This is a genomic window from Actinocatenispora sera (assembly GCF_018324685.1).
Classification (GTDB): domain Bacteria; phylum Actinomycetota; class Actinomycetes; order Mycobacteriales; family Micromonosporaceae; genus Actinocatenispora; species Actinocatenispora sera.
On record NZ_AP023354.1, the window covers coordinates 4,360,219 to 4,381,612 of the forward strand.

Here is a 21,394-nt window from a genome sequence, read left to right on the forward strand (position 1 = left end):
CCCGGCAGTTGCCGCGGCCCGGCGAAGGGAGAGCTTCATGGCGGAACAGCTGGCGATCACCGGCGGCCGGGTCGTCCCGGTCGGGGCCGAGCCGATCGACGACGGCGTGGTGCTCGTCGAGGACGGGCGCATCACCGCGGTCGGCCCGGCCGGCGAGGTGACCGTACCGGCCGGCGCCCGAACCGTCGACGCGACCGGCCAGTGGGTGCTGCCCGGGTTCGTCGACGGGCACGTGCACGCGGGCATCGGCGAGGAGGGCATCGGCTGGGAGGGTCGCGACTACAACGAGATGACCGACCCCAACGGCGCCCGGCTGCGCGCGCTGGACGGCATCAACCCGGCCGACATCGGCCTCGCCGACGCCCTGGCCGGCGGCATCACCACGGTGGTGGTCAAGCCCGGCTCGGGCAACCCGATCGGCGGCCAGACCGCCGCGATCAAGACCTGGGGGCGCACCGTCGACGAGATGGTCGTGCGCGACCCGGCCAGCGTGAAGAGCGCGCTCGGGGAGAACCCGAAGCGGGTGTACGGCGAGCAGAAGAAGCTGCCGTCCACCCGGCTCGGCGTGGCCGCGGTCATCCGAGACGCGTTCCTGCACACCCAGGACTACGTCGCGGCCCGCTCGCACGCCGCCGACGAGGGCAAGCCGTTCGACCGCAATCCCACGTACGAGACGCTCGCCCGGGTGCTGTCCGGCGAGATCCCGTGGTGCCAGCACACCCACCGGGCCGACGACATCGCGACCGCGGTACGGCTGTCCGAGGAGTTCGGCTACCGGCTGGTGGTCAACCACGGTACCGAGGCGCACCTGCTGGCGGATCTGTTGGCGGACAAGCAGATCCCGGTGATGATCGGCCCGCTGTTCATCAACCGGTCGAAGGTCGAGGTGGCCCAGCGTTCGCTGCGCAACCCCGGCATCCTGGACCGGGCCGGCGTCGAGATCGCGATCATCACCGACCACCCGGTGGTACCGATCGACTTCCTGATCTACCAGGCCGCGCTGTCGGTGAAGGAGGGGCTGGACCGCGGTACCGCGCTGCGCTCGATCAGCGTCAACCCGGCGCGGATGCTCGGCCTGGACGACCGGGTCGGTACCCTCGCCGCCGGCCGCGACGCCGACGTCGTGCTGTGGTCCGGCGACCCGCTGGATGTCACCAGCCGAGCCCTGCGGGTCTTCGTCGCCGGCCGCGACGTGTACCACTGGGACGACACCCGCGGCGTCGGCGTCACCGCCAACCCGCACTACGACGAGACGGCCTGACGGTCGAGCGCCCGGGCGCCCAGCGCGCCCGGGTTACTCGGTGGGGTCCGGGGCTGCCGTGGGGGCCTCGGAGTAGAGGGCGACGATCCACTGCTCGGCGGTGGTGCCCTCCTCCTCGTCCGGCACCGACTCGTTGTGCAGGGTGACGCCGAAGCCGAGGGTGGCGGCGGCGTTGACCGCCTCGATGGCCTCCTCGACGGTGCCGAACCACATCCGCTGGATCAGTTCGGCCTCGTTCGCTGCCGTCACGTGTGCCCTCCTCGGCGCCCGATCATCGTCGCGGGTCATGGTCGCACACGGGGGGCCGGCCCGATCCGCCGGCCGATCTTCATCGCGTCGGCACCCGCATGCCGGCCGCGATCGGCCAGGATGGGGTATGACCACACGACGGCCCACCGAGTGCTGGCTGACCGACATGGACGGGGTGCTCATCCACGAGGGTTCCCCGGTGCCCGGCGCGCAGGAGTTCATCAAGCGGCTCCGCGACTCCGGCAAGCGCTACCTGGTGCTCACCAACAACTCGATGCAGACGCCGCGCGACCTGCAGGCCCGGCTGGACCGGATGGGCATCGCGGTGCCGGAACAGGCGATCTTCACCTCGGCGCTGGCGACCGCGCAGTTCCTGAACGACCAGCGACCGGGCGGCTCCGCGTACGTGATCGGCGAGGCGGGGCTGACCACGGCGCTGTACCAGATCGGGTACGTGCTCAGTGACCACGACCCGGACTACGTGATCCTGGGGGAGACCCGCACGTACAGCTTCGAGGCGATCACCCGGGCGATCCGGCTGGTCGCCGACGGGGCGCGGTTCCTCGCCACCAACCCCGATCCGACCGGCCCGTCCGGCCAGGGGGTACTGCCGGCGACCGGATCGGTGGCGGCGCTGATCTCGAAGGCGACCGGCGTCGAGCCGTACTTCGTCGGCAAGCCGAACCCGATGATGATGCGCTCGGCGCTGAACACCGTGCAGGCGCACTCGGAGTCCACGGTGATGATCGGCGACCGGATGGACACCGACGTGCTGTGCGGGATGGAGGCCGGGCTGGAGACGGTGCTGGTGCTGACCGGCATCACCCAGCGCGACGAGATCGAGCGATTCCCGTACCGGCCGTCGCGGGTGGTGGACTCGATCGCCGACCTGGTCGACGAGATCGGCTGAGGCGGACCGGTCGGCCCGATCGGCGGATCGGGTGGGCCGGTTACCGCCAAGTAAAAAATCCGGCATCAGGGACTTGTCTGTCCTGTGTCGCGGCGCGATCATCAAACACGAGAAAATCTCGCGACCTGCCGATGACCCGTGGAGGGGATCGCGCATGATTCGAATCCGCCCGTCGACCCGCAGAACGGTGTCCCTGGTCGGTGCGCTGGGCTGCCTGGCCGCGTTGCTGGTGGCCGGCCCGGCCAGCGCCGGTGCCGACTCGCCCGACGACTCCGTCACCGACTACTGCCAGGGGCACTGCAACGACATCCTGCCGCCCGGCGAGAACGGCAACGCCACGCTGGCGCAGATCCTGCTCAACCGCACCCTGGGCACCCGGCCCAAACACACCGACGACCAGCTCGGCAAGTACGCCGACCTGGTCAACGGCTACCAGCAGCTGACCGACGACAAGCTCGGCAGCTACTTCAACGACTCGTCCCTGGGCGTGCCCGGCGACCAGGTGGCGAGCAGCATCTCCCCGCGCGACGACGTGACGATCGTGCGGGACAAGGCGACCGGGGTACCGCACGTCTACGGCACCACCCGCGCCGGCACCGAGTACGGCGCGGGCTACGCCGCCGCGCAGGACCGGCTGTGGCTGATGGACCTGTTCCGGCACGTCGGCCGCGGCGAGCTGACCGGCTTCGCCGGCGGCGCGCCGGGCAACCGGGCGCTGGAGCAGCAGTTCTGGCGGCAGGCCCCGTACACCGAGCAGGACCTGCAGGACCAGGTCGACCGGGTGGCGAACTCCGGTACCCGCGGCGCGCAGGCGCTGCGGGACGTGACCAACTACGTCGACGGCATCAACGCCTACATCGACAAGGCGTACTCGTCCCGCACGTTCCCCGGGGAGTACGACCTGACCGGACACGTCGATCCGATCACCAACGCCGGCGGGATCGACCACTTCAAGCCGACCGACCTGGTCGCGATCGCCGCGGTGATCGGCGCGCTGTTCGGCGCCGGCGGCGGCAACGAGGTCACCAACGCGCTGGCCAAGCAGGCGTTCGACGCCAAGTACGGGGTGGCCAAGGGCGACGCGATGTGGCAGGCGTTCCGGGAGCAGAACGACCCGGAGGCGGTGCTGACCCTGCACGACGGCCAGAAGTTCCCGTACGGCGGGGCCGGCGCCGACGCGCCCAGCGTCGCGATGCCCGATCCGGGCTCGGTGACGCCCGAGCAGCTGGTCTACGACCCGACCGGGTCCGCGGGCTCGTCGGCGGTGTCGAAGGCCGCCGTGGCGCCGAAGAAGTACCGCTCGGTCGCCGGCATGTACAACCACGGCGTGCTGCCCGCCGACCTGCTGGACTCGCCCAAGCACGGGATGTCCAACGCGCTGGTGGTCTCCGCGGCGCACGCGGCCGGCGGCCACCCGGTCGCGGTGTTCGGCCCGCAGACCGGCTACTTCGCCCCGCAGCTGCTGATGCTCGAGGAGCTGGAGGGGCCGGGGATCAGCGCCCGCGGTGCCGCGTTCGCCGGCCTGAGCTTCTACGTCGAGCTCGGCCGCGGCCAGGACTACTCGTGGAGCGCCACCTCGGCCGGCCAGGACATCACCGACACCTACGCGGTACCGCTGTGCAACGCCGACGGGTCGCCCGCGACGAAGGCGTCCCAGTCGTACCTGTTCCACGGCAGGTGCACGGCCATGCAGCGGCTGGAGCGCGACGACGCGTGGTCGCCGACGCTCGCCGACCAGACCGCAGCCGGCTCCTACAAGCTGGTGATGTACCGGACCAAGTACGGGCTGGTGCAGTCGCGCGCGATGGTCGACGGCAAGCCCGTCGCGTTCACCTCGTTGCGTTCCAGCTACCAGCACGAGGTCGATTCGATCATCGGGTTCCAGGAGTTCAACGACCCGGGCGCGATCCACTCCGCGTCCGACTTCCAGCACGCGGCGGCCGACGTGAACTACACGTTCAACTGGTTCTACGTCGACTCGACCGACACCGCGTACTTCAACTCCGGTGACAACCCGGTGCGTCCGTCCGATGTGGACTTCGACCTGCCGGTCCGGGCGGCGCAGCAGTACGAGTGGGCGGACTTCGACCCGTCCGACAACACCGCGGCCTACACGGCCTTCGACGCGCACCCGCAGTCGCGTAACCAGGACTACTACGTCAGCTGGAACAACAAGCAGGCCCTCGACTACGGCACCGCGCAGCCCGGTGACGGCCCGGTGCACCGGGTGAACCTGCTCGACGATCGGGTGAAGGCGCTGGTCGACAGCGGCCAGAAGGTGACCCGGGCCGACCTGACCAAGGCGATGGAGGACGCCGCCAACGCCGACCTGCGCGGCGAGGACGTGCTGCCCCTGGCGTTGCAGGTCATCGAGACCGCACCGGTCACCGACCCGGACCTGGCCACGGTGGTGAATGCGCTGAAGGCCTGGCAGCAGGCCGGCTCGCACCGGGTCTCCGCCCGCACCGGCGACAAGTCCTATGTGGATGGTGACACCATCCGGATCATGGACGCCTGGTGGCCGCTGCTGGTCTCCGCCGAGTTCCGGCCCGGCATGGGCGACTCGCTCTACGCGGCGCAGGCCGCGGCGCTGCAGATCAACGAGTCGCCGTCCGGCGGCCAGAACGGCGACACCGGCGGCGGTACCTCGGTCAACGAAGCGCAGGGCCACAAGGGCTCGTCGTTCCAGTACGGCTGGTGGAGCTACGTGCACAAGGACCTGCGTGCGGTACTGGGCAAGCCGGTGTCCGGCGGTCTCGGCACCACCTTCTGCGGCGGCGGTGACCTGGCGAAGTGCCGTACCGCCCTGCTGGACAGCCTGCAGCAGGCCGCGGCCGAGCCGGCCGATCAGGTGTATCCCGGTGACGACAGCTGCGACGCCGGCGACCAGTGGTGCGCCGACTCGATCATCCAGCACCCGCTGGGCGGCGTCACCGACCCGACGATCGGCTGGCAGAACCGGCCCACCTTCCAGCAGGTGGTCCAGTACCAGTCGCACCGCTGACCGCTGGGTCGGCGCCGTTCACCCCCCTCGCGGTGGACGGCGCCGACCCACCCAGCCGTTCACCGCAGCCTTTGCTCTGCTTTCTCATGGGAAGCAGGTGCGCTTCCTCATGGGAAGCAGAGCAAAGGGCCCGGGACGCTACTCCCGGGGGCCACGGTCACTGCTGGGCGACGGCGAGCGGCTGGGGAGCCGCAGTGTCGGCTCGGCGCAGGTGCCGGTAGGCGAGCAGTAGCGGGACGATGCCGACCACACCGAACGAGCAGTCGACGAACCGCCAGTACAGCGGGATGTCCCGGATCGGGCCGGCGATCATCGCGAGCGGGAGCACCGCCACGCAGGCGACCATGCCCCACTGCACCACCCAGACGTTGCGGACCGGGTCGCGCAGCGGCCCGACGAACGCCAGCGCGATCACCAGATGCGCGAACGCGAGCCAGTCGGTCCCGTACGCCAGGTACGGGTAGCGGACGCTGGCGTCGCGCAGCCCGTCGGCCACCGAGGAAAGGAACGCCGCCGGCCCCGGCAGCAGCGTGTCCACCGACAGCGCGTGCAGCACCGTCACCAGCAACCGCGACTCGCTGACCAGTGGAAACGCCGTCAGCCCGCTGATCACCAAGCCGATGATGAACACGATCAGATAGCCGCGCACACGCCGGATCCGCATGCCAGCAGTATCGAGCGCCGATGTGAAGATCCGATGGACGTCCTGCAAGCGTCTCGAACCTTCTGCGCGTACCGTCGAACGATGCCAGCGGGCAGTGCGGAGGAGATCGACGTCGAGGTGGCGGCCGCGGCGTGGGCGGCAGGCGACCTGGTGCTCGACGTCCGCACCCCGGAGGAGTACGCGAACGGGCACGTCGCCGGCGCCCGCAACGTGCCGCTGTCCCGGCTGCCGGCCGCGGCCCGCGAGCTGCCGCCCGGCCAGCTGATCACCGTCTGTACCAGCGGGGGGCCGGTCCTGGCAGGCGGCGCAGCGGCTCGCCGCCCTCGGCCGTACCGCGCTGTCGGTGCGCGGTGGCACCAAGGCCTGGCGCGCCGCCGGCCACCCCGCGGTCGCCGGCCCGCTGCCCGGTGGCGCCGCCCATCCGGGGCCGCTGCGCCGGCTGCTGTCCCGCCGCCGTCGCTGAGCGGCGGCCACCGGGCATGATGGCGGGATGGCACGTCTCGCGCTGGTGACGATCGTGGTCGACGACTACGACGCGGCGATCACCCACTACGTCGGCGACCTCGGCTTCCGGCTCGTCGAGGACACCGACCTCGGCGACGGCAAGCGGTGGGTCGTGGTGTCGCCGGGCGAGGAGGCCGGTACCGCGCTGCTGCTGGCCCGCGCGGTCGACGACCGGCAGCGGGACAGGATCGGCGACCAGACCGGTGGCCGGGTCGGCTTCTTCCTCTACACCGACGACTTCGCCGCCCGGCACGCCCGGATGCTCGCCGCGGGGGTCCGGTTCGCCGAAGCGCCCCGGCACGAGCCGTACGGCACGGTCGCGGTGTTCGCCGACCGGTACGGCAACCGCTGGGACCTGCTGGAGCCCGCGCGATGAGCGGCGCGACCGGAGGCGCCGCTGCCGCCGTTGCCGAGCGGCTGCGGCACGTGTACTGGCTGGGTGGCGGCAGCGGCGGCGCCAAGTCGACGGTCGCCCGGCACCTGGCCGCACGGTACGGGCTGCGCTACTACGGCACCGACGACGTGATGTCCGACCACGCCGCCCGCAGCACCGCGGCGGACAGCCCGCGGCTCGCCGAGTTCGTCGCGATGGACATGGACCAGCGGTGGCTGCACCGCAGCCCCGAGGTGATGCTGGAAACCTTCCACTGGTTCCAGGGGGAGGGGTTCGACCACATCGTCGACGACCTGCTCGCCCTGCCGGCCGCACCGGGCATCGTGGTGGAGGGGTTCCGGCTGCTGCCGCGGCTGGTGGCGCCGCTGCTCGCGGACCGGTCGAAGGCGGTCTGGTTGCTGCCGACGCCGGCGTTTCGCGAGCGCGCGCTCGATCACCGCGGCGGCACCTGGACCATCGCCGGCCGGACCAGTGACCCGCGACGGGCACTGGACAACCTGCTCACCCGGGACCGGATGTTCACCGACCGGCTCGCCGCCGAGCTGCGCGAGCTCGACCTACCGGGAATCACCGTCGACGGCAGCGTCACCGAGCAGGACCTCACGGACCGGGTCGCCGCCGCGTTCCGGCTCTGATCGCCCGCTCAACCGGCCGGTACGGGCGGGCCAGGTACACCGACAGGCCGAGCGGGGCGGCGTACGCGCGGGCCGCGCGCTGCGGCGGGACGCGGGCAGGATCTGCGTCGCAGACCAGTTCGACGGTGTCGGCGAGCCGCGCGACCTGGCCCAGCAGGCGGCGGTACGCGTCGAGCGTGAGGTACATCGAGACGCCGAGGCACGGCACGAACGTAGACCGGTCCGGGCGCAGGCCGGCCGACCCCGCAGCACCGGATGGTCGGCGTGCGCGAGCTGGTGGTCGAGCGGGGTGCGGTCGGCGGCGGCGACCAGGGGCTCGGCGAGCGGGTCGATGTCGATGAAGGGCGGCCGGTCAGTCGGCCGTCCGGCCCGGCGACGCAGGGCGCCCCGAGCCGGACGACCGCTGTCAGGATCGGCGCCGGGAACGCAGGTAGTCGCTGACCACCGCGGCACCCAGGCCGTCCGGGTCCGGCGCGACCACCCGGCCACCGGTACGCCGGGCCACCAGGTCGACGAACGCCCGCAGGCTGGGGTCCTCGCCGAGCATGAACACGGTGACCGCGGCGCCCAGCCGACCCAGGTGGTCCAGCTCGGCGACGGTGACCCGCAGCGTCTCCGGATCCGGCGGGTAGTCGAACAGCCCCTCGCCGTCCGGGGTCAGCCGGGCCGTTGGCTCACCGTCGGTCACCACGAGCAGTACCGGCTGCGCGTCTGGGTGCTTGCGCAGGTGCCGGCCCGCGAGCAGTAGCGCGTGGTGCAGGTTGGTGCCCTGCTCGTACGCCCCGTCCAGACCGACCAGCTCCTCGGCCGACACGGTCTGGGCCAGCCGGCCGAACGTGATCAGCTCCAGCGCGTCGGTCCGGAACCTGGTCCGTACCAGCTGATGCAGCGCCAGCGCGGTGCGTTTCATCGGCACCCAGCGGCCCTCGGCCACCATCGACCAGGACGTGTCGACGCACAGCGCGACCGCGGCCCGGCTGCGCGCCTCGGTCTCCGTGATCGCCACGTCGGCCAGCGCAAACGGGGCGTCGTCGGTCGGATCGGCGGCCCGCCGCAGCACCGCGTTGCCCAGCGTGCGCGGCACGTCCCACGGCTCGGTGTCGCCGAACCGCCACTCGCGGCTGGCTCCGGTCGGCTCCCCGGCGGCGCCGGCGAGCCGGGTGTCGCGCTGACCGCCGCGGGCGGACAGCTGCCGTGCGACGTCGCGCAGGGCCGTCTCGCCGAGCCGCCGCAGCGCCCGCGGGGAGAGCCGCAGCGACCCGTCGGCGGCCCGTTCGAACAGCCCGTCCGCGCGCAGCGCCTGCTCCAGCTCGGCGAGCCGGCGGGCATCGGCCACCGACCGCGGCCCGAGGGTACGCTCCAGTGCCTCCAGGTCGATGTCGGACAGCTGGGCACCCGGGTACGCCTGGGCCAGCTGCTCCGCCAGCGCGTCCAGGTCGGCCAGCTCGCCCATCGCCCGGCTGGCCTGGCCCAACCCGAGCGGCTGGTCGCCGTCGAACTCGGCCCCGCCGGACCAGTCCAGGTCCGGCCGCAGCGCCTGCAGCTGGGCATCGAGCTGGGACAGCGCGGCACCGATGCGCGGGTCACCGAACGCCTGCGCCGACAGCTCGGCGAGCTCGGCCCGCTGCTGCTCGGTCAGCGAGTTGAGCAGCCGGGACGCCTGCGCCGAGCGCTGCGCCAGCGACTCGATCAGCTCGTCGATGGTGCCCGGCCGCTCCGGGAAGAACTCGCCGTGCTTGTCCATGAACTCGGCGAACCGGCGGTCGATGTCCGGCTCGTTGCGAGCGTGCGCGGCGAGCAGCGCGTTCAGGTCGGCGAGCATGTCCGCCACCCGGGCCACGTCGGCGTCGGTGACCTGCCGCATCGCGTCCCGGATCCCGGCGAACCGCTGGTCCAACAGCTCACGGCCGAGCAGTCGCTGGATCTCCGCGTACGCCGCGGCTCCCTCGGCGCTGCGCCAGTCGTACCCGGCGAGCTCGCGCACCGCACCCGCGGTGTCGCTCGGCAGCGCGTCCAGTTGCATCTCCCGGAACCGCGCATCGTCGGAGCGCTCCGCGGCGAGCGCCTCCCGCTCGTCGGCCAGCGCCTGCCGCAGCAGCTCGTCGACCTGGCGCAGCGTGCCGTCCAGCCGGTACCGGGAGCGCAGCTCGCGGCGCCGCTCGTGCACCTGGCGGGACAGCTCGTCCAGGCCGGTTCGATCGCCCAGGCCGCGCCGCAGCAGCTCGCGCAGCGCCGCCGACGGGGACGCGCCGGCCAGCACGTCGTCACCGATGGCGTCCAGCGCGGCCCGCGGATCGTACGGCGGGGCGAGCGGGTCCGGCCCGCCCAGGAACCGGGAGTAACGAAACGACGGATCGGAGCTCATCGCCCCTCCCTCGGTGTCGGTCACGCTCCGTACACCACGGTGTCGGGGTCGGCGTCGGTCGGCTGCTTGGCCAGCCGGCGGGTCAGGTACAGGTGCTCCAGGGCCAGCTCGACGGCGGCCGCGCGGGCCCCGTCGCCGGCGTCCGCCGGCAGCCGCAGCTGGGTCACCAGCTCGTCCAGCACCGCGAGCTTCGGCAGCGCGGCGAGCACCGCACCGGCCGGTACCCGCTCGCCGGTCAGCACCTGGTGGCCGTCGGACACCGCGTCGGCGAGTTCGGTCAGATCCAGGCCCGCCAGCCGGGCCCGCCCGGTCTCGGCGACGGCGCGGCGCAGCAGGTAGTGCAGCAGCTCGTCCTCCCGGCCCTCCTCACCGGGCTCGAACTCCAGCTTGCCCCGCAGCACCCCGGGCACCGTGGTCAGGTCGACCGGCCGGGCCACGGCGGGATCCTCGCCGGTCAGCGCGGCCCGGCGCAGCGCGGCGGCGGACACCGTCTCCGCCGCGGCGATCGCGAACCGGGCCGACACGCCGGAGCGCTGGTCGATCGAGGTCGACTCGCGCAGCAGCCGGGACAGCCGGGCGACCACCTCCAGCAGCGTCTCCGGCACCTCGGCGACCAGGTGCGCCTCCTGCCGGACCAGCGCCACCTCGGCGGTCACCGTGGGCGGGTAGTGGGTACGGATCTCGGCGCCGAACCGGTCCTTGAGCGGCGTGATGATCCGCCCCCGGTTGGTGTAGTCGTCCGGGTTGGCCGAGCCGACCAGCAGCACGTCCAGCGGCAGCCGCAGGTTGTACCCGCGAACCTGGATGTCGCGCTCCTCCATCACGTTGAGCAGCGCCACCTGGATCCGCTCGGCGAGGTCGGGCAGCTCGTTGACCGCGATGATGCCGCGGTGCGCCCGCGGGACCAGGCCGTAGTGGATGGTCTCCGGGTCGCCGAGGCTGCGGCCGGCGGCGACCTTCACCGGGTCGACGTCGCCGACCAGGTCGGCCACGCTGGTGTCCGGAGTGGCCAGCTTCTCCGCGTAGCGCTGCGAGCGGTGGCGCCAGGCGACCGGCAGCTCGTCGCCGAGTTCGGCGGCCCGGCGCACCGACGCCGGCGTGACCGGCCGGTACGGGTGTTCGCCCAGCTCCGCGCCGTCGATGACCGGGGACCACTCGTCCAGCAGCCCGGTCAGGGCGCGCAGCAGCCGAGTCTTGCCCTGGCCGCGCTCACCGAGCAGTACCACGTCGTGCCCGGCGATCAGGGCCCGCTCCAACTGGGGCAGAACGGTCGTGTCGAACCCGACGATGCCGGGCCACGGGTCGTCCCCGGCGCGCAGCCGGGTGAGCAGATTGTCGCGAATCTCGGTGCGAATGCTGCGGTACCGGTGCCCCGAGGCGCGCAGCGCACCGGTCGTGCGGGGCAGTTCTTCGGGTGCGATGGGAGTCGTCACCCGCACCACGCTACGGCGGGATCACCCGCGGCGGCCACGCCAGTGGTGGGCCGCGGGTCGTGATCGTCTAGTCGTGGTCGTCGCGGACCCGGACCGCGCCGCTGCGCGCGTGCGGGTGCCGGGCGACGCGCCGGGCACCCGCGGGCCGGCGCTGCACGGGCGTGTCGGACCGGACCGGGGGACCGGCCGGCCGGGTGGTGGACCAGATCCGCGCCAGCGGACCCGGCCGCCGCCCGGCGGACAGCTGGCCCCAGGCCGCCGGCACGAGCGCGGGCAGACTGCGTCGCGGTTCCTCGGACTCGACCGCGCTGGGCTGTTCGGCCCGCCGTCGCCAGGGTGGCAGCGGGATCGTGTCGAACGGGATGCGGTAGAGCACCCGGCTCAGGAACAGCCCCAGCGGAATCGCCGCGACCACGTCGGTCAGCCAGTGGTAGTCGATGTACACCATGGTGACCGCGACCGTGGCGGGCGCGCCGAACCGCACCAGCCAGCAGATGACCCGCGGCAGGTACGGCCCGATCAACAGCATCAGCGCGCCGTACCAGACGATCGCGTTGCCGGTGTGCCCGGACGGGTAGGCCATGCTGTACGGCCCGGAGGGGTGGGCGAACATCTCGACCGGACCGTGATGCGGCACCGCGCGGTTGCTCCACACCTTGATCGGGCCGATCACCAGGTAGGTCAGCAGGAACGCGGTGGCCGGCACGAACACCGGCCGGATGGTGCGCCGGCGCCAGGCCAGGAACACCGCGATGGTCAGCGTGCCGTAGGTCAGCGGACCGCCCTGGCCCAGGCAGCTCAGCGCGTACCCGGTCCACCAGCTCAGCGCGTTGCGATGGTTGTCCGACCAGTTCAGCGCGGCGGTGTCGACGGCGAGGATGTGGCTGTCGTTGAAGATCAGCGGGATGGTGATCGCCACGAAGATGGCGACCAGCACGATGTCGAACCACCAGCCGGACGGCCGAACCCGCGGCGGCACGGCGCGGTGCGCACCAACGGCACCTCGCGGTCGCGGAATCTGCGTTCCCGGACTCACCAGCCGGTTGCCTCCCGTGGTCATGGCCCCTCACACGCCGTCGTGCTCCGGCCCCCGTAGCCGTCGCGGTGCCAACGGCCGCAGTCCCGGCCGTAGGCACGGTAGGACATCATCGCAAACCGGACCCGCGGGCGGCCAACCGCCGGGGCCGAGGTCACATTCATGCCCAACGAACGGTGGCGGCATCGGGACTCGCCGTGAGCGCAATCGCCCATTGCGGCCCGAACCGCCAAAGCCACCCGGAGACGCCACGTCGCCGCTGCCGCCCCCCGGTGGCATCGCACCCCCACCATCCGGGCTGGCCGGATGGCGTCGCCGTCGACAGCGGAGCCGGCGTCACCGGCTCCGCTGGGACGCTCCCCAGCATGCCCGATCGGGCCCGGATCGACCACATCGGACGGTCCCGTGTCGCGAAGTCACAGCAAACACACGGCTTTCTCAGCGTGCTCCCCGTCACCCTCACTACCGGGCGACGGCCACCGAGCCGGTCAGGGGCAGCCGCTTCGCCGCGGCGACCGCGTGCACCAGCCGGTCCTGACCGCCGGGCAGGGCGAGGCTGCGCCGGTCGCTGCCCTCGCCCTGCCGGTCGCCGACCAGCACCACCGCGATGTCGGCCCGGCGGGCCGCGGCGACCGCCACCGGGGGGTCAGCGGCAGCCGGCGAGCGAGCCGGCGTCGCGCCGCTCCGGCGCCGCCGGGTCGGTGCTCGCGTGGCCGGGGCCGCTCCGGTGGATGGCGGCGCCGCTGCGGCCCGGGGCCAGGTCGGCGCGCAACGCCAGGTCGGCGTCGTAGTCGCCGCCGGCCTCCGGCCGGTACGGCACCGGCGGGGTGTCGGCCAGCGTGCGCAACCGGTGGGTCAACTCGGCGCGCATGCCCTCGTAGCGCTCGGGGCCGACCCGGTTCGAACCGGTGAGCAGCAGCGGCGGCAGTACCTGCATACCGGTGTAGAAGAAGGTGCCGTGCAGCAGGCCGAACAGCGTCTCGGACAGCTCCCCGTGGATGCCGCGCGGCCCGACGCTCGGGCCGCGGGCGCCGACGGTGACCACGGCGAGGGCGCGGCGGCCAACGAGCGTGCCGTCCCCGTACCGCCGGATCCGGCCGGTGTCGGGATCGGTGACGCCGTAACCGAACCCCTTGACGAACACCCGGTCGAACCAGCCCTTGAGGATCGCGGGCATGCTGTACCACCAGAGCGGGAACTGCACCACGACGGTGTCCGCCCAGCGCAGTTTGTCCTGTTCGGCCCGGATCTCGGCCGGCAAGGTACCGGAGTCGTACGCGCGCTGCGACGCGCCGGCGACGTCCAGCCGGCCGTCGGGCGGCTCGGCCGGATAGTCACTGCCCCGCACCACCGGATCGAACCCCATCGCGTACAGGTCGGACTCCCGGTAGGCGTGGCCCGCCTCGGCGAGGGTGCGCAGTCCGTCGGCGCGCAGCGCACCGTTCAGCGACCGCGGCTCCGGATGCGCCGACACCCACAGGATCTTCACCACGAACCTCCCAGCTCCGTTGCGTTCACGACCCCAGCCTGGTCCGGGTCGGCCGATCCGGCGATTGGCCTGACGGCCACTATGTGCAAGGATCGGGCCATGCTCTCGAACGCGCCGGCCGGCTCGGCGGCCCGGCCGCACCGGGTGGTCGTGCTGGTCCGCGACGGGGTGGAGCTGCTCGACCTCGGTCTGGTGCACCAGGTGTTCGGACGGGCCCGCTCGGCCTCCGGCACCCCGCTGTACCAGGTGGTCACCTGCGCGCTGGCGCCCGGCCCGGTGCGCACCGACACCGACATCCCGATCGTGGTCGAGCGCGGAGCGCGCACCATGCGCAGTGCCGACACGGTGGTGCTGCCCGCCGCGCACGCGCCCGACGCGACGGACGAGACCGGGCAGCTGTCGCCGGAGCTGGCCGCCGCGCTGGCCCGGCGCCGGCCCGGCAGCCGCCTCGCCTCCATCTGTACCGGTGCGTTCGTGCTGGCCGCGGCCGGCCTGCTGGACGGGCGGCGGGCGACCACGCACTGGCGGTACGCGGAACGGTTCCGCCGGCTGTTCCCGGCGGTACGGCTCGATCCGGACGTGCTCTACGTCGACGAGGGCGACGTGCTCACCTCGGCCGGCGCGGCGGCCGGCGTCGACCTGTGCCTGCACCTGGTGCGCCGGGACCACGGCGCCGCCGTCGCCAACGAGGTCGCCCGGGCCACCGTCGTCGCGCCGCACCGCGAGGGTGGCCAGGCGCAGTTCATCCGCCAGCCGGTGCCGGCAGCGACCGAGACGTCCACCGCGGCGGTACGCGACTGGGCGCTGGCGCACCTGGACCGGCCGCTGCCGCTCGCCGAGCTGGCCCGGCGCGGCTCGATGAGCGTGCGTACCTTCACCCGGCGGTTCCGGGCCGAGGTCGGCGTCGCGCCCGGGGAGTGGCTGCTGCAGCGCCGGCTGGAGCGGGCCCGCGAGCTGCTCGAGGGTAGCGACCTGCCGGTGGATCGGGTCGCCGCGCAGGCCGGCTTCGGTACCGCCGCGTCGCTGCGCGCCCATCTTGCCGCCACGCTGCACACCTCCCCGTCCGCCTACCGCGCCACCTTCCGCGGCCGCTGAATCCGTCGCGGCGTCGCCAACCCGCGACGGACGGTGCCCGCGGGGGCGGTCAGCGGCGCCGCGAGCTGGCCCGGGCGTGCAACGTGGTGCGCAGGGTCGCGGTCTCGGGCGGCCGGTCCGGATCTTCGATGCGCGCCTTGAGCAGGGTGGCGGCGGTGCGCCCCAGCTCGTAGGTCGGCTGGGTGACCGTGGACAGCGGCGGCCGGATGAAGGTGGCCCACGGTACGTCGTCGAAGCCGACGACGCCGACCTGGTCCGGGATGCGGATGTCGTTGTCCGCCAGGAATTCCAGCGCGCCGACGGTCATCAGGTTGTTGGTCACGAACACCGCGTCCGGTGCCGGGCGGGCGGCGAGCAGGGTGGCCATCGCGGCGTACCCGCCGCGCTGCCGGAAGTCGGCGTGCCGCTCCAGCGCCGGGTCCGGCTCGATGCCGGCCGCCCGCAACGCGGACCGGTAGCCGCGCAGCCGGCGGCTGGCCGTACTCAGCCGGGCCGGGCCGGTGATGCACGCGATGCGGCGGAACCCCTGCTCGATCAGGTGGGTGGTGGCCTCCCTGGCGCCGTGTTCGTTGTCGACCAGGACGGTGTCGACGGCGAGGTTGCGGGGCCGCCGGTCGATGGCCACGACGGCGCGGCCCGCCTCGTGCAGCGCGGCGAGGTTCTCGGTCCGGCTGGTGGGGGAGACGATGAAGCCGGAGATCTGGTCGGCCAGCAGCGCCTGCAGGTAGTCGGCCTCCTTGTCCGGGTTCTCGTCGGAGTTGCACAGCACCACCGAGTAGCCGAGGCCCTGGCCGACGTCCTCGACGCCGCGGACCAGCGCGGTGAAGAACGGGTTGTTGATGTCGGAGATGACCACCGCCCACAGGTTGGTGGTGCTGCGACGAAGGTTGCGGGCCAGCGAGTTGGGCCGGTAGCCGAGCTGTGTCGCCGCGGCGTTGACCCGGTCCCGCAGCCCGGCGTCCACTGTGGATCTTCCGTTCAGCACCCGGGACACCGTCGCCGGCGAGACGCCGGCACGGCGGGCCACGTCGTAGATGGTCGGCATGGCCATCATCGTCCTCCATCGCGAGCCCAGGCACCCCGCACCCCGCGTCCGCCGGCCCGGACATCGAGGGAGGCCGAGCCGACCCTTGACTGCCGGGGAGCCTCGCCCTACCTTACGAGAAATCGGTTTCTTGTGACAGAGCGGACCGCGCCAGCGGGACGCCGTGCAGTTCAGCGGACCGCGTCAGCGGGACGCCGTGCAGTTCAGCGGACCGCGTCAGCGGGACGCCGTGCAGTTCAGCGGACCGCGCCAGCGGGACGCCGTGCAGTTCAGCGGACCGCGCCAGCGGGACGCCGTGCAGTTCTGCGGACCGCGTCAGCGGGACGCCGTGCAGTTCAGCGGACCGCGGCCGGCGGGACGCCGAGGACATCAGCGGACGGCCGGGGCGGGCCGCGGAGGACATCATGACCACTCAAGGCACGGCCGGGATGGCCCGACTCACCGCGGGCCGGTCCCGATCGATCAGCCCGGAGAACCCGACGGGCGCACCCGGCGCCGGCGGCCGGGCCACCGAGGGCACCGGGGCGCACGCCGCGCGCGATCTCGGCCGCGGCTGGAAGGTGTCGCCGAGCATCGAGATCGCCGCCGGCGCCACCGCCGTACTGGGCGAGATCGAGGGACCGGCGACGATCCGGCACCTGTGGCTGACCACCCACTCGAAGCACTGGCGCTCGCTGGTCCTGCGCATCACCTGGGACGACGCCGAGGTGCCCGCGATCGAGACGCCGGTCGGTGACTTCTTCTGCTCCGGCTGGGGCCGGTTCGCCCAGGTGTCCTCGGTCCCGGTGGCGGTCAACCCGCACGGCGGCTTCAACAGCTACTGGGAGATGCCGTTCCGCCGCTCCGCTCGGCTGACGCTGACCAACATCGGTGCCGAGCCGGCGGTCGTCTACTTCCAGATCGACTACGAACTCGACGCGGTCGACGCCGACGCCGGCTACCTGCACACCCAGTTCCACCGCAGCAACCCGTTGCCGTACCGAGAGGTGCACCCGATCGTGACCGGGGTGCGCGGCGCCGGCCACTACGTCGGTACCTACCTGGCCTGGGGCGTCAACTCGCGCGGCTGGTGGGGCGAGGGCGAGCTGAAGTTCCACCTGGACGGCGACGAGGAGTTCCCGACCATCTGCGGTACCGGCACCGAGGACTACTTCGGCGGCGCCTGGAACTTCGACGTGCCCGGGTCGGGCTACACCACCTTCACCACGCCGTACCTGGGGCTGCCGCAGGTGATCCGCCCCGACGGGCTGTACGACAGCCAGCAGCGCTTCGGCATGTACCGGTTCCACCTGCCCGACCCGATCCGGTTCGCCACCGACCTGCGGGTCACCGTGCAGGCGCTCGGCTGGCGCTCCGGCGGCCGGTACCTGCCGCTGACCGACGACATCGCCTCCACCGCCTGGTGGTACCAGGCCGAAGCGGGTGGCACGCCGGGAGACGAGCTGACCGCGGACGCGCTGGAGGTGTGTTGACGATGGGTGTCAGCCGCCGGTCGCTGTTTCGCGCCGGTGCCGGGGCGCTCGCCGCGCCGGCCCTGCTGTCCGGCTGCGGCTCGTCCGTCTCGGGCCGCAAGGAGCTGGTGTTCTGGCAGTTCTACGCGCCGACCCCGGTCGGCGGTTCGCCGGACGTGGTGAAGCAGAGCCAGTGGTTCACGAGGATGGTGAACGACTGGAACGCCCAGCACGAGACGAAGATCCGGCTGGAGTACGTCACCGTGCTCGGCAACCCGAAGCTCGCCACCGCCTTCGCCGCCGGGGAGGGGCCGGACATCTTCCTGCTGTCGCCCGGCGACTTCGCCCGCTACTACAACGGCGGCGTGCTCGCCGAGCTGACCCCGTACATGGAGCCGGAGGCGGTCAAGGACTTCTTCGCGCCGAACATGGCCACCCGCACCGCGGACGGCAAGGTGTACGGGCTGCCGATGGAGATCGAGCCGCTCGCGATGTTCTACTCCGAGCAGGCGATGGAGTCCGCGCACCTGGCCGAGTCGGACCTGCCGCGCACCTGGGACCAGCTGCTGGACCTCGGCGACAAGCTCAGGACGCGCAAGGCACCGCCGATCATGCTGCCCAACCTGCCGGGCTACTACCAGAACTTCACCTGGTACCCGTTCCTGTGGCAGACCGGCGCGGACGCGGTCCGCCACGGCCGGTCCGGCTTCGACTCGGCCGGCGCGAGGTCGGCGCTGCAACTGTGGCGGGACTGCATCCAGACCGGCATCGCCCCGCGTACCTCGCCGGTTCCCGACAGCGACGCGGTCGCCGGCCTCGGCGGCGGGTACGCGACGATGTCGCTGAGCGGCATCTGGACCGTGGCGGCGTTCAAGTACCGCAAGCCGAAGTACCGGTACGGCGTGATCCCGCTGCCGACGCCGGCCGGCGGAACGCCCCGTACCGCACTGGGCGGGTGGGCGTTCGTGGCGAACGCGCGCGGAAGGGACCCGGAGACCGCGGCGAAATTCTGCGTCTGGGCGCTCGGTTCGATGGCCAAGGAGTCGATCCAGCGGGTCGTCGACTGGTGCACGGTGGCCAAGAGCGACATCGCGCCGCGCGCCTCGGCGCTCGCCGCCGGGCGCGCCTCCGGCGGGTACGACCATCCGGTGATGAAGAAGTTCGCCGACGAGATCTTCCCGACCGGACGGGGCGAGCCGCGGTACCCACCCGTGGTGTACAAGGCGATCTCGGACGCGATCCAGCAGTGCGAGTTCGCCGGCGCCGATCCCGCCGCCCAGGCCAGGCTCGCCGGCGACACCATCGACGCGTACCTCACCAGCTACCGGGGGGTGACGATCCTGTGACCGGTCTTGCCGTAGGTGAACGCTCGGCGCGCGGTGCGTCGGCGACCCGCACGACCCGGCGGCTGTCTCGCCGCAGCCGGGAACGCATCGCGGCCGGGCTGTTCCTCGCCCCGGACGTGCTGGGCCTCGCGCTGTTCGTCGGTGTGCCGATGGTGGTCTGCATCGTGCTCGGGTTCTTCCAGGTCGACGGGTTCGGCGGCTACACGTTCATCGGGCTGGACAACTATCGCCGGATGTTCGCCGACCCGCTGTTTCTGGGCAGCCTCAAGACCACCCTGCTGTACCTGGTGGTGCTGATCCCCGGGCTGTTCGTGGTCAGCCTGGCACTGGCGCTGCTGATCCGGCAGAAGTTCCCACTGGTCGGGTTGTTCCGCGGGGCGTTCTTCGCGCCGAACGTGATCAGCCTGGTGGTGATCGGCCTGATCTGGAAGTTCATGCTCACCGACCAGTCCGGCTTCGTGGTGCGGGTGCTGGGCTTCTTCGGGATCAGCTCGCCGAGCTGGCTGGGCAACCCGCACCTCGCGCTGTGGATGGTCGTCGCGGTCACGATCTGGTTCGCGATGGGCTACTACATGCTGATCTTCCTGGCCGGCCTGCAGGACATCCCGCGCGAGTACTACGAGGTCGCCACGATCGACGGCGCCGGCGTGTGGCAGCAGTTCCGGCACATCACCTGGCCGCTGCTGAAGCCGACCAGCTTCTTCATCCTGCTCACCTCGACGGTCTCGATGCTTACCGGCGGCATCGACCTGATCTACGTGATGACCTCGGGCGGCCCGGCCAACTCCACCTCGCTGATCATCTACTACATCTACGAGCAGGCGTTCGTCTACGGCGAGTACGGCTACGCGTCGGCGATCGGCGCGTTCATCGTGGCGATCCTGCTGGTGTGGTCGGTCGGCCTGTTCGCGCTCACCCGGGGAGGTCGGTTCAACGATGCCCGCGACTGACACGAGTCCCGCCGCAGACGCGCCGGTCCGGCCCGCCCGTGCCCGTACCACCCGGCGCGGCTGGGTGCGGTTCGCCGTCGCGCTGGTGCTCGCGGTGGCGGCGGTGTTCCCGTTGGGGTGGATGCTCTCCGGATCGTTCCGCACCCCGGACGACGTGTTCTCCCCGTCGCTGCTGCCGGCCCACCCGACGCTGCACAACTTCTCGTACGTGCTGACCCAGGTGGCGTTCCCGCGCTACCTGCTCAACAGCCTGATCGTGGCCGTGGTGGTCACCGTGGTGGCGCTGTTCTTCCACTCGATGGCCGCCTACGCGCTGGCCCGGCTGCGGTTCCCCGGCCGGGACACGATCTTCGTCCTCATCTTCTCCACCCTGCTGATCACCTTCCCGGTGATCCTGGTGCCGCTGTTCCTGATCGTGCACACGCTGGGGATCCTGGACAGTTACGCGGGAATCATCATCCCGTCGATCTTCAACGCGTTCGGCATCTTCCTGCTGCGCCAGTTCTACCTGTCGCTGCCCAGGGAGCTGGAGGAGGCGGCGATCGTCGACGGCTGCGGCTACTGGCGGGTGTACTGGAAGGTCATCCTGCCGCTGTCCCGGCCGGTGTTCGCCGCGCTCGCGGTGCTGTTCTTCCTGGCCAACTGGAACGCGTTCCTGTGGCCGATGGTGGTCACCACCAGCACCGACCTGTCCCTGGTGCAGGTGGGCATCGCGGCGTTCCAGCAGCAGCACGCCGCGGACTGGAACTTCAGCCTGGCCGCCTCGACGATCTCGGCGCTGCCGACACTCGGTCTGTTCGTGATCTTCCAGCGCCGCATCGTGGAGTCCATCAAGACCTCCGGCTTCAAGTGAGCTGCCCGCCGCCATCCCCCCGGTGGCGGCCACCGGACCGGCGCGGGTGCCCAGCACCCGCGCCGGATCCGTTGCAGTTCAGTCGAAGTGGACGGCGAGCTCGGCGATCGAGGTCAAGTGCTCGGCGCCGTCCGGTACGCCGACGATGCGTACCCGTCGCCCCAGGTGTCGTCGAACCGGAACGGGTAGGCGAGGTTGGTCCCGGCGTCGGCCGAGTTGGGAGGTGCGACGGTCGCCCGGGCCCGGCTGCGTTGTCGGACGAAGATGCGCTGTGCGTCGTCGGCCCGGTCGGCCTAGCTTGCCGCCGCGGCGATCCGGCCCACGGGTTCGGCCCAGCGGCGCGCCATCCGCATACGAACCGACTGGGCCGCGGCGACCAGGGCGACGGTGACGACCGCGAGCAACGGATCGGTCCAGAGCAGGTAGTGGACGATGACCGCCGGCCCGGCGACCGCCGAGTACAGCTCGCCACGGGCGTGCACGATGGCGTGGTGCAGCGCCGCGACGTCGTCCTGGACCGGGGTCCTGACCCGGCCCGCCACCCAACGGCGAACCAGCCCAGCGGCGTACGGCGAGATGTCGGCCAGCCGTAGTCGCAGCTGGCGGGACAGCTCCGCGTCGGCCAGGTGGCTGACCAGCGCGGCGACCAGGTAGAGCACCACCGTTCGGTGTTCGCCCGGCCACCGGGGCTCGTCGTGGCTTGCCCGCAT

The 21,394-nt window shown here is 72.2% G+C and carries 20 protein-coding genes; 11 read left to right on the plus strand and 9 right to left on the minus strand.

The genetic code is table 11. The features are described 5' to 3' along the window. Positions 1-37: 37 nt before the first annotated feature. Positions 38-1,261, plus strand: coding sequence for an amidohydrolase (locus Asera_RS20790; RefSeq protein WP_030444542.1), 1,224 nt, complete (start codon positions 38-40; stop codon positions 1,259-1,261). Positions 1,262-1,294: 33 nt separating this feature from the next. On the opposite strand, the gene Asera_RS20795 is transcribed toward Asera_RS20790, so the two are convergent. After that, complete coding sequence (locus tag Asera_RS20795; RefSeq protein WP_030444541.1) at positions 1,295-1,510, minus strand: hypothetical protein; 216 nt, start codon at positions 1,508-1,510, stop codon at positions 1,295-1,297. A 127-nt stretch (positions 1,511-1,637) separates the two neighbouring features. On the opposite strand from Asera_RS20795, the gene Asera_RS20800 reads away from it, so the two are divergent. Continuing rightward, positions 1,638-2,420 (plus strand): HAD-IIA family hydrolase, encoded by a 783-nt coding sequence (locus Asera_RS20800; RefSeq protein ID WP_030444540.1) that lies wholly within the window; start codon positions 1,638-1,640, stop codon positions 2,418-2,420. Between the two features lie 154 nt (positions 2,421-2,574). After that, on the plus strand, positions 2,575-5,424 hold the full coding sequence (locus Asera_RS20805) for a penicillin acylase family protein (RefSeq protein ID WP_051801663.1): 2,850 nt from the start codon (positions 2,575-2,577) through the stop codon (positions 5,422-5,424). 157 nt (positions 5,425-5,581) lie between these two features. Here Asera_RS20805 and Asera_RS20810 read toward each other — a convergent pair whose 3' ends face one another. Next, the gene (locus Asera_RS20810) at positions 5,582-6,088 is read right to left on the minus strand and encodes a hypothetical protein (protein WP_035295383.1); all 507 of its coding nucleotides are present in this window, start codon (positions 6,086-6,088) and stop codon (positions 5,582-5,584) included. Between the two features lie 81 nt (positions 6,089-6,169). Here Asera_RS20810 and Asera_RS20815 point away from each other — a divergent pair, with 81 nt between their 5' ends. From Asera_RS20815 to Asera_RS20825, 3 genes are read left to right on the plus strand one after another with little or no spacing between them, the layout of a single operon-like run. After that, entirely contained in the window at positions 6,170-6,571 is a 402-nt protein-coding gene (locus Asera_RS20815; protein WP_211255475.1) for a rhodanese-like domain-containing protein, read from the plus strand. A gap of 7 nt (positions 6,572-6,578) precedes the next feature. Continuing rightward, positions 6,579-6,968, plus strand: coding sequence for a VOC family protein (locus tag Asera_RS20820; protein ID WP_030444537.1), 390 nt, complete (start codon positions 6,579-6,581; stop codon positions 6,966-6,968). Next, complete coding sequence (locus Asera_RS20825) at positions 6,965-7,621, plus strand: hypothetical protein (protein ID WP_030444536.1); 657 nt, start codon at positions 6,965-6,967, stop codon at positions 7,619-7,621. Before Asera_RS20820 ends, Asera_RS20825 begins: the two co-directional genes overlap by 4 nt. A gap of 406 nt (positions 7,622-8,027) precedes the next feature. Here the strand turns inward: Asera_RS20825 and Asera_RS20830 are convergent, their stop codons facing one another. The 5 genes from Asera_RS20830 to Asera_RS20850 all read right to left on the minus strand — a co-directional run bounded on the left by Asera_RS20830 (position 8,028) and on the right by Asera_RS20850 (position 13,947). Beyond that, on the minus strand, positions 8,028-9,986 hold the full coding sequence (locus Asera_RS20830; RefSeq protein ID WP_030444534.1) for a vWA domain-containing protein: 1,959 nt from the start codon (positions 9,984-9,986) through the stop codon (positions 8,028-8,030). A 20-nt stretch (positions 9,987-10,006) separates the two neighbouring features. Next, a complete protein-coding gene (locus Asera_RS20835) occupies positions 10,007-11,428 on the minus strand; it encodes a sigma 54-interacting transcriptional regulator (RefSeq protein WP_211255474.1) in 1,422 nt (473 codons plus the stop codon). Positions 11,429-11,486: 58 nt separating this feature from the next. Continuing rightward, complete coding sequence (locus Asera_RS20840; RefSeq protein WP_051801660.1) at positions 11,487-12,398, minus strand: phosphatase PAP2 family protein; 912 nt, start codon at positions 12,396-12,398, stop codon at positions 11,487-11,489. A 519-nt stretch (positions 12,399-12,917) separates the two neighbouring features. Next, positions 12,918-13,094, minus strand: a complete 177-nt coding sequence (locus tag Asera_RS20845) for a glycoside hydrolase family 3 C-terminal domain-containing protein (RefSeq protein ID WP_084130921.1) — start codon at positions 13,092-13,094, stop codon at positions 12,918-12,920. 7 nt (positions 13,095-13,101) lie between these two features. Further along, on the minus strand, positions 13,102-13,947 hold the full coding sequence (locus tag Asera_RS20850) for an NAD(P)H-dependent oxidoreductase (protein ID WP_244843972.1): 846 nt from the start codon (positions 13,945-13,947) through the stop codon (positions 13,102-13,104). 96 nt (positions 13,948-14,043) lie between these two features. On the opposite strand from Asera_RS20850, the gene Asera_RS20855 reads away from it, so the two are divergent. Continuing rightward, positions 14,044-15,039, plus strand: a complete 996-nt coding sequence (locus Asera_RS20855; RefSeq protein WP_211255473.1) for a GlxA family transcriptional regulator — start codon at positions 14,044-14,046, stop codon at positions 15,037-15,039. A gap of 49 nt (positions 15,040-15,088) precedes the next feature. On the opposite strand, the gene Asera_RS20860 is transcribed toward Asera_RS20855, so the two are convergent. Next, positions 15,089-16,084, minus strand: a complete 996-nt coding sequence (locus tag Asera_RS20860; protein ID WP_030444529.1) for a LacI family DNA-binding transcriptional regulator — start codon at positions 16,082-16,084, stop codon at positions 15,089-15,091. Positions 16,085-16,488: 404 nt separating this feature from the next. On the opposite strand from Asera_RS20860, the gene Asera_RS20865 reads away from it, so the two are divergent. The 4 genes from Asera_RS20865 to Asera_RS20880 are packed head-to-tail and all read left to right on the plus strand — an operon-like array spanning position 16,489 to position 20,684. Next, complete coding sequence (locus Asera_RS20865) at positions 16,489-17,556, plus strand: glycoside hydrolase family 172 protein (RefSeq protein WP_030444527.1); 1,068 nt, start codon at positions 16,489-16,491, stop codon at positions 17,554-17,556. A 2-nt stretch (positions 17,557-17,558) separates the two neighbouring features. Further along, positions 17,559-18,881 carry an ABC transporter substrate-binding protein gene (locus tag Asera_RS20870; RefSeq protein ID WP_030444526.1) on the plus strand — a complete coding sequence of 441 codons (1,323 nt, stop codon included), beginning with the start codon at positions 17,559-17,561 and terminating at the stop codon, positions 18,879-18,881. Further along, positions 18,878-19,831 carry a carbohydrate ABC transporter permease gene (locus Asera_RS20875; RefSeq protein WP_030444525.1) on the plus strand — a complete coding sequence of 318 codons (954 nt, stop codon included), beginning with the start codon at positions 18,878-18,880 and terminating at the stop codon, positions 19,829-19,831. The genes Asera_RS20870 and Asera_RS20875 overlap by 4 nt, the downstream gene beginning before the upstream one ends. After that, positions 19,818-20,684: a carbohydrate ABC transporter permease gene (locus Asera_RS20880; RefSeq protein ID WP_030444524.1), complete on the plus strand. Its 867-nt coding sequence runs from the start codon at positions 19,818-19,820 to the stop codon at positions 20,682-20,684. Before Asera_RS20875 ends, Asera_RS20880 begins: the two co-directional genes overlap by 14 nt. A gap of 293 nt (positions 20,685-20,977) precedes the next feature. Here Asera_RS20880 and Asera_RS20885 read toward each other — a convergent pair whose 3' ends face one another. Then, complete coding sequence (locus Asera_RS20885; RefSeq protein WP_030444523.1) at positions 20,978-21,394, minus strand: hypothetical protein; 417 nt, start codon at positions 21,392-21,394, stop codon at positions 20,978-20,980.